Source organism: Rhodococcus sp. T7, from assembly GCF_009872365.1.
GTDB lineage: Bacteria > Actinomycetota > Actinomycetes > Mycobacteriales > Mycobacteriaceae > Rhodococcus_F.
In genome coordinates this window covers 1-7896 of the sequence record NZ_WXYH01000321.1, presented here as the reverse complement: position 1 = coordinate 7896, position 7896 = coordinate 1, and the positions used below count along the sequence as shown (strand labels likewise).

At 66.6% G+C, this 7896-nt stretch carries 6 protein-coding genes and 2 pseudogenes; 6 read left to right on the top strand and 2 right to left on the bottom strand.

Annotated features, from left to right (window positions below; translation table 11 throughout):
• From MLGJGCBP_RS24935 to MLGJGCBP_RS24910, 6 genes and pseudogenes are all read left to right on the top strand, one after another.
• A pseudogene (locus MLGJGCBP_RS24935) lies at positions 1–454 on the top strand (hypothetical protein); the annotation flags it as partial.
• Entirely contained in the window at positions 451–1326 is an 876-nt protein-coding gene (locus MLGJGCBP_RS24930) for a hypothetical protein (protein WP_236581350.1), read from the top strand. The pseudogene MLGJGCBP_RS24935 and the gene MLGJGCBP_RS24930, both read left to right, overlap by 4 nt.
• A gap of 9 nt (positions 1327–1335) precedes the next feature.
• Complete coding sequence (locus MLGJGCBP_RS24925; protein ID WP_007297334.1) at positions 1336–3282, top strand: serine/threonine-protein kinase; 1947 nt, start codon at positions 1336–1338, stop codon at positions 3280–3282.
• 456 nt (positions 3283–3738) lie between these two features.
• Positions 3739–3927, top strand: coding sequence for a hypothetical protein (locus MLGJGCBP_RS24920; protein ID WP_160098815.1), 189 nt, complete (start codon positions 3739–3741; stop codon positions 3925–3927).
• Positions 3928–4354: 427 nt separating this feature from the next.
• Complete coding sequence (locus MLGJGCBP_RS24915; protein ID WP_236581347.1) at positions 4355–4813, top strand: tail fiber domain-containing protein; 459 nt, start codon at positions 4355–4357, stop codon at positions 4811–4813.
• A gap of 825 nt (positions 4814–5638) precedes the next feature.
• Positions 5639–6610, top strand: a complete 972-nt coding sequence (locus MLGJGCBP_RS24910) for a hypothetical protein (protein WP_236581346.1) — start codon at positions 5639–5641, stop codon at positions 6608–6610.
• A gap of 489 nt (positions 6611–7099) precedes the next feature.
• Here the strand turns inward: MLGJGCBP_RS24910 and MLGJGCBP_RS24905 are convergent, their stop codons facing one another.
• Together MLGJGCBP_RS24905 and MLGJGCBP_RS24900 are read right to left on the bottom strand one after the other, a co-directional pair.
• Positions 7100–7585, bottom strand: coding sequence for a hypothetical protein (locus tag MLGJGCBP_RS24905; protein ID WP_007297330.1), 486 nt, complete (start codon positions 7583–7585; stop codon positions 7100–7102).
• Positions 7586–7745: 160 nt separating this feature from the next.
• A pseudogene (locus MLGJGCBP_RS24900) lies at positions 7746–7896 on the bottom strand (MFS transporter); the annotation flags it as partial.

Sequence of the window (7896 nt, the reverse complement as noted above, 5' to 3'; positions counted from 1 at the left end):
CCCGCCGTTGCTCCCGGCGCCGCCGGCGTCGCTGCCGCTCCCGGCGAACGGTGACGCTCCTCCATCCGCCCCGGTGGAGGAGCCTGAGCAGGGACTGCAGCTCAGCAGCCCGGTTGTCGAGCCGGGTGGCGAGTTGACGGCGATGGGCCAGGGTTGCCCGTCCGGGTCGCTTGTCGGGATGTCGGTGGGCGGTGAATCGGCGGGGCAGGTCGTGGCGGACGGTGCCGGGGCGTTTGAGGCCCCGCTCGCGGCGGGGCCGGCCAGCGTCGGTCGCTACCAGGTGGAGGCCGACTGCGGACCAGTACTCACTGCGGCGTTCGACGTGGTACTCGTGAGCCAGGCCAGTGGGTCCACCTCGACACTGGTGATCATCGTGTTCTTTCTGCTGATGGGTCTGCTGATCTACCGGCGGCGTCTGCTGCCCGTACCCTCCACAACCGAGGAGGACAGATGAGACTCCGATGGATTGCGATGCTGGCCGTGGTGCTCGGCTCCCTGGGACTTTCCGCAGCACCCGCGGCCGCGGCGCAACCTGTGCTGATGTCCGCGACGATCAACGGTCAGGACATCGCGACAGCCGATCAAGAACACCCCGTTCGTCTCGACCCGCAGGGTTCTGCGGACGTGAGCGTCACGATCACCAACGACTCGACCGATCCCCTCAACGTCGGTGCGATACACCTCTCCGGGAATGTCCTCGGACTGAGTTTCTTCGCGTATCACACCTCGGTGGCGCTTACGGTGGAGACCGGGGCGACGGAGACCGTCACCTATGTGCTCGACCTGACGGGGTTGGACGGTCAGGCCACCGGCCTGATCAACGGCAATGTGGCCGTGATCGACGACAGCGGCGCGACCATCGCGGATCTGCCGACGGTCACCGATGTGCGAGGCTCCGTTGTATCTGTCTACGGCCTGTTCGGCCTGGCCTTGGCGATTTTGACCGTGTTGGCGATCGTCGATGTCGCGCTCGCGATCGGGAGGGGACGGCTACCGCTGAACCGGTGGCGGCGCGGGCTGCGCCTGTTGACGCCGGGCATCGGACTCGGATTGGTGCTCGTCTTCACCCTGTCGGTCGCGCGGGTCTGGGTGCCGACCACGGAACGGTGGATCACGGTTGCTGCGGCATTCGCGGTCGGGTTCTTCATCCTGGGCTACCTCACACCGACACCCGCGGAGGACGACGAGGACGACGACGAGGACATCCTGGACGAGGAGTATCTGCCCGATGACGTGAGAGACGACTCGCAGTCGGCGCAGCCACCCGCCACCCAGCGGACAGTTCCGGTCACCCGGCGAACCCTCACCGACCACGACGAGCGCTGAGGCACTCTGATGAGCACCGACACCGACTTGGTCAGTGAGTCGCTTCCCGCCTACGAGATCGGCGGGGAACTCGGCCGGGGCGGATGGGGTGTGGTGCTGTCCGGCAAACATCGGGCGCTCGGGCGTCCGGTTGCGATCAAACAGCTACCACCCTCGTTCGCCGCCGATCCCAATGTTCGCCGTCGGTTTACCGCCGAGGGCAGGTTGCTGGCCTCTCTCGACCACCCGCATGTGGTCCCTGTCTATGACTTTGTCGAGCACGACGGCCTCTGTCTGCTGGTCATGGAGCTGCTCCCCGGCGGAACGGTGTGGAGCACGTTCACCCGTGTCGGCTTCAATGCGCATTCCGCGGTCGCCGTCGCGCTCGCCTGCGCCGCGGGCCTCAAGGCCGCGCACGATCGGGGGATTCTGCACCGTGATGTGAAGCCCGAGAACCTGATGTTCGCCGCGTCGGGGGCGGTCAAGGTGACGGATTTCGGTATCGCCAAGGTGGTCGGGGGCGACGAGACGCTGGCGACGCGCGCCGGCGATGTTCTCGGCACACCGTCCTACATTGCACCCGAGCAGGCCCGCGGCCGAGAACTCTCACCGGCGACCGACGTCTATGCGCTGTCGACGATGCTCTACGAGCTCCTGGCCGGCGCGCTGCCGTTCCCGGAGGCGGGGGATGCGATGGCGCAGTTGTTCCAGCACGCATTCGACTCGCCGATACAGCTGCTCGATGTTGCGCCGATGGTTCCGGACCCGATCGCCGAGGTGGTGATGCGGGGGCTCGCCACCGATCCGGCCGATCGGTATCCCACGGCAGAGGACTTCGGGATCGCGCTGGCCGGGGCCTCCACCGGCCGATGGGGCCCGGGGTGGCTGGCCGCGGAGGGAATACCGGTGATGGGCGCCGACACCATCGTCACGGCGGCGGGCATCGGAATTGCGCCGTCGCCCACGCTCACCGAGGGAGGGCAGGGGGAGCATCCCTCCCTGCCGGTGACACGACCACTGGCGAAATCGTCGGCCCAAGAGTCGGAACCGTTCGCAACACCACCACCGACGACCGAACCGACGGCGACGCAACGACCGCCGCGCACCGAGTCCGGAGAGCCTCGCGCCACCGAACCCCCGCCACCCGTCGTTCGTCCGTCGATCACCGTGCACACCGCGGGAGTGCGTCTCGCCGACGTGTCCGACACCGACCTGGTGCCGGTGCGGACGGTGGTGGAGATCCCGCCGGCGCGGGTACCGCTGCTCATCGCTGCCGGCCTCGCCGTCGCCGCGATCGGCGTTGCCCTCCTCGGCCTGGGCGCACCGGTCGACGGTCAGACACCGCCACCGGGAAGGGTGAGCATCGCGGGAATCGATCCGGCGGTGGCAGAACCCGTCGTCGATCTGACCGAGCCGTTGACGGTGGCCATAGCCGGGCCCGTGCCCGCGGACACTGCATTCGTGACGCTCGGTGTGCTGGATCGGGAGGTGAAGACGCAGAGCGCGCCGCTTCTTCCGGCCCCTGACGGCGCGGTGGCGACCTTGCCCCCGCTCGGCGGAGGATACGTTGCGGCCGGCGAGTTCACCGGTGAGCTCTCGCTGATGCAAGCCGGTCAGGTCACCGACACCTGGCGGTTCCCGGTCGATACCACGCAGCCTGCCACGACGACCGCGGTCGCCGTCGGCGTCGCCGCCGTGTTCCTGTTTTCGATTGCCTACCTGGAGTCCTTCCTGCGGTCGCTGCGGCGCGGTCGACGCCGCATCTCCGGAACGATCGGTGTGCCGGTGAGCGCGGCCGCCCTGGCTGTCTCCGTCGTCGGCGCCGTCTGGGTTCTGCTGGGTCGCCAGCCCACCGTCACCACGTTGGTGGTGACGGTGTCGCTCGCGGCGGCAGCGGGGCTTGCCGCAGCTATCGGCGCGTCGCGTGTGGGCCGCCGGCGCCGCTATCGGCGGGCCGCCCGACGAACAGATAGGTGAGTGGTGCTGCTCAACCGCAGAGCAGCTGGTCGGGGAGAGCGAACGTCGGCGGCGCCACCCCGTCCGATGTCTACGGCGCGTTGCGCGAGGTGGAGACGCTGTCGCCGTCACGGTTCGTCTGGCGCTCTGCTGCGGGTACCGTGCCATGCTGGCGCAACCGAGCCGGTACAGACGATGAAATGTGTAACCGCGTAGGAGAATTGCGAGCGAAAATGCACTTCTCAGGCGCTGTCACATTGTTCGCGAACCGCGGCGATTCGAGCCTGTTGGCGGCTCTGCGGGTGGGGAGATCGCGGTCGGATAGGTGCCGGTCGGGCCGGCGGTCGCCTGCCCAGTGAACGTGGCCCAGACGGTGAAGCGGTCGGCAATAACGTGTCGGGGCGTCGGCCCGGTTGCAGTGCGGTACTTCCGGAGGTAATCGAGGCGGCAGCGGCATCGGTGCGGACTTACGGCGTCGTGGTCCCACACCCGCGCGCACCGACGGCGAGCGGTGCGTCCGCACCGGTACGGTCGGCGATCGAACCCGGCCGCCCGCTGACCGACGACGAGGTGGCGGTGCACGAAGTGTGGCGTTCCTGCTCACCGAAGTCCGGCAGCAAGCGGCGCCGGACGACGTCCACGCCCGCGAGCCACCTGGCTCTGTGACACCGGAGACGCATATCGCGGAAGCACCCTCCGGTTGGTCCTGCGGATGCCAAGCATGACGTCGAAGACGTGCAATCACCCCCTTCCGACGTTGTGGTCGACGGGAATACGTTGTCTACGAGACTGATCGAGTGATCGACCGGAAATCATACCGTCGAGAAGATCGGTGCTCACCGAAGGGTGAGTGTTTTCCCCCCTGATGATGATGGATTTCGGTGCGGTGGTGCCTCAAAGTTATAGGTGTCCAACCGAACCCGGATCCCCAATCAGGGGTTAGCGGAACAACTATCAAGGAGAATCATCATGCCATGGATCGTCTCGTACATCTTCTGGCTGCTGGGCATTCCCAGCGACGCAACCATCAAGCACGACGTCACGCCGCTCACTGATTGAGTGTGAGCAGGCTGTGACTCAGGTCTCCGACATCATGGACAACAACGCACGTGCTCAGCGCACACAGGGCCAATCACATCGGGAACCCAGCGTCGCAGCGCTTCCAGAGGCCCCCGGCCGGTGGATCGACACCGGCAGGGGGCGTCTGAGTGCCCGCTTGGCCGGCCGTTCCCGGCACCCGGTGATGTGGCTGTATTCCGCACTGACCCGGCGACGCGGGGTGAGCAGTACCCGGCCCGAACCGGTCGGCGTCAACGAGGTGCTCGAACGCGTCGTCGCACTGCCGGTGAGCATCTGGACCTACGGGTTCGACCACCACTCGGTTCGGCACATGGGCCCGATGGCCCAGGATTTCGCGGCCGCCTTCGGGCTCGGCTCCACGGACCGCCGGATCAACATGGTCGACGCCAACGGTGTGTGCATGGCCAGTATCCAGGCGCTGCACCGCCGGCTCGTCGAGCTGGAACTGGAGGTTGCTCAGCTGCGAGCCTGATCCGGTCCGGGAACAATTCCCGCAGGTGGCACGGCGGATCCTGGCAGGCCTCGCAGCAGCAACCATCTGGTCCTCGTCCGCATCACCACGTCCACGGCGGCGGTGGGACTGACATGAATTGGGCGTTTTGTCTGTGGGGGAGGGTGCCGCAGCGGGAGGGAGCGGGTAAAGGCATCGCCGGAGGAGCCGCCCGGCCGTGGTGCCCGGGAGAGCATTACCTCGGTGCCGAGCTCTCACCCCCGCACCGGCAGCGCATCAATGGGACTCGCTCCGTCCTTTTCTCGCGGCGTCTCCGAAACCGGTGGCGCGAAGGCGCTGTACCCGGTACGCGATCGGTTTCCAGACTGTTGGGTGGAGTGCGCGTCTCGGCGCGGGACCGGCAACGGGATCGCTCAGGATACCGGCGGGCTCAGCAGGCACATGCCCCACCGTAGTTGGTTCCGGGCTGCCGTCTCGGCGATATCAACAGGGAATTCGATTGCCCGTATGTGACAGTGACCGCGCCGAGCTGGACCTGTTCCACCAGACTTTCGAAGACCCCGTTCCTGTTCGGGCGAGGGTTATACGCGTTGATCGGCGCGGAATCCCTGACGGCTGTGGAAACGATGCCTTCGGCTCGAGTGACGGCACCCATATCTATCGGGTGATGCTTCTTGTGTGTCGATTCGACGGTCGCCGGTCGCAGCCCGTCGAAACGGATCTCGTTTGAGGCAACACATTTCAGGATTTCCAGGACCTTACGGGGGATTCCCCACAAGTCAGCAAGTCGATAGATGCCGGTTGGCAACTGTTCCGCCGGCACCTCCCTCTCGGAAAGGAAAGATCGTGACACTGTCATGGAAGATTGCATCTGCGATCGCAGTAGGCATTCTGGCGGTGACTGGATGCGGGCGCGAGGATGCGGGTACGGCCGTGCTGGACAGCCCCTCCGCCACCACGAGCCCGGAGGCACCCACGACGACCAAGAGCGTCGGCGTGACCAGGGCAGCGACGACGGACGCCGCATCCGGTCATGCCGTCGAGCGCGCAGTCGACAAAACGGGCTGGTACGGCGGGTTCAAGATCACCGTCGACGACGTGACGGCGACACCCGAGGGCGGTGGGACGACGGTGGACCTCGCGCTGTCCTACGAAAACCTGGTCGGCGTGAAGAACACCGCGCCCGACACGGGCTACCTCGAGGTGGACGGGGGAGAGGTGGTGGAGGCCACCTTTGACAACCCGAACATAGCGGGATTCGGGAAAGGAACGGGAACCGCGACGGCTTCGCTGACGAGCACGGACGAATCCGCCGACCTCGAGGAGATCCTGGACTCGTTGGTGCTGGTCTACGGCGAGCCGGACAGCAACACGACCCGGCTCCCCTTCGCCGCCGACGCAGATGTCGAAAGCCTGAAGCCGCGGGGCATTCCGGTGGGACAAACATTCAGCGACAAAGTTCGGATCGAGCTGAGCAAGGCGTTCCTCTGGCCGAGCTACCAGGCCGGAGAACAGAACAAGTACGAGCTGTGGACCGAAGTGTCCCTGACCTGCACCGAAGAATGCGCCCGGTTCGGCTACGGCGTCACTATCGCCAATTTCACCCTCACCTCCCCGAACGGCAAGTCCGTAAAAGCCGACTCCCGCAGCCCCTGGGCCACTAGTTCGATCAGCGATACCAGCCCGGTCGACCATCAGTGGCTGGTCTTCGTGATCGACGAGCCGGCAACGGGAATCTACACGTTCAACCTCACCATGAAGGCGATGTCGAACCAACCCGAGTACGCGGTGGACGCCACCACCACCATTACCCTGTGACTCCCGCCCAGCATGCGGACCGGACACAAAAGTGCTCCGCCCTGTTTGATGGAGACATCCAAGACCCGGGAGGATGATCCACATGGTCGCACACGGAAGTACCGCGACGAGCTGCGCGAACGCGCCACCCGGATGGCTATCGACGCTCGCAAAGACCCCGAGACCACTGGCCGGCGCCTACAAGCGCGTCGCTGACCAACTCGGGGTTCACCCCGATGCGGACGTGGGTCAAACGCGCCGAGATCGACGAGGGCCTGCGTCCGGGGACCACGAGTGACGATGCATCCCGACTCGCCGAACTCGAACGCGAAGTCACAGTGCTACGCCGAGCGAACTCGACCCTCACGCAGGCTTCGGCCTTCTTCGCGTCAATGGACCGCCACCACAGGTGAAGGTCGAGTTCATCGACCAGTTCAAAGGTGAACACGGCGTCCAGCCGATCTGCGACACATTGAAAGATACCGATGCCGCGATCGCGCCGAGCACCTACTACGCCGCCAAGAGACGGCCGGAATCGGCCGTTCGAACCGTGATCGGGAGTTGACGTGTCCGCAGCTCCACCGTGAGCAGCGTGCCGGCCTCACGACGCCGCAACCCGCTGGCGAACAACACCTCCGCGAACGCCGCGTCCCGCCCGTCGTTGCGGCCCCGCCCCGAGCCATCCGGGTGGCCGTCCGCGCCGTACCCGCGCAAACCGACGTCCCGACACAGCCGGAAAGCCCTGGGGATCAACCACTTCACGTTCGACGAACGCGCATCCGTGGGTGCCAACTCCGCAACCTGCACCGGCGCCCCGTCGCGCGTGCGCACCGCCCGCAACCGCACCGGAATGGCCGCCACATGCCCCCGGGCAGCGGCCCATTCGTAGAGCATGCGCAGCGCCGCCAGTTCCCGAACCCACTTCGCCCCGCCGATCCGCCGAACGTTGCCCCGCCCGCGCAGCCGCCAGTCTTCCCCGTCCTCCAGGTCCTCCACACGGGCGTGGTCCCAGCCGCGGCCGCGCCCACAGGCCCGTAAGGAGATGCCGAGCAATCTGGCTACCCTCCAGCAGCGTCTGGAAGCATCACCGGCACAGCCGAACTAGCGCGGACGGCACTCGGGGGCTGACCCGAGGCGCATTTTCCGGGTGAGGCGATCAACGCTTCGGCGCACGCTGCGTGCTGGTGCGGATGGGTTTGGGGTGGGTTTCGTACATGCGGGCGGCGACGGCGAGGGCGCAGGCGCCGCTGACGGCGGCGGCCGCCCAGACGGCGGCGTGCATGCCCATCAGGTCGGCGACGATGCCG

Excerpts from the sequence above, each read along its gene's own strand:
- MLGJGCBP_RS24915 (WP_236581347.1), top strand. The coding sequence starts at position 4,355 with ATGGACAACAACGCACGTGCTCAGCGCACACAGGGCCAATCACATCGG.
- MLGJGCBP_RS24930 (WP_236581350.1), top strand. The coding sequence starts at position 451 with ATGAGACTCCGATGGATTGCGATGCTGGCCGTGGTGCTCGGCTCCCTG.
- MLGJGCBP_RS24925 (WP_007297334.1), top strand. The coding sequence starts at position 1,336 with ATGAGCACCGACACCGACTTGGTCAGTGAGTCGCTTCCCGCCTACGAG.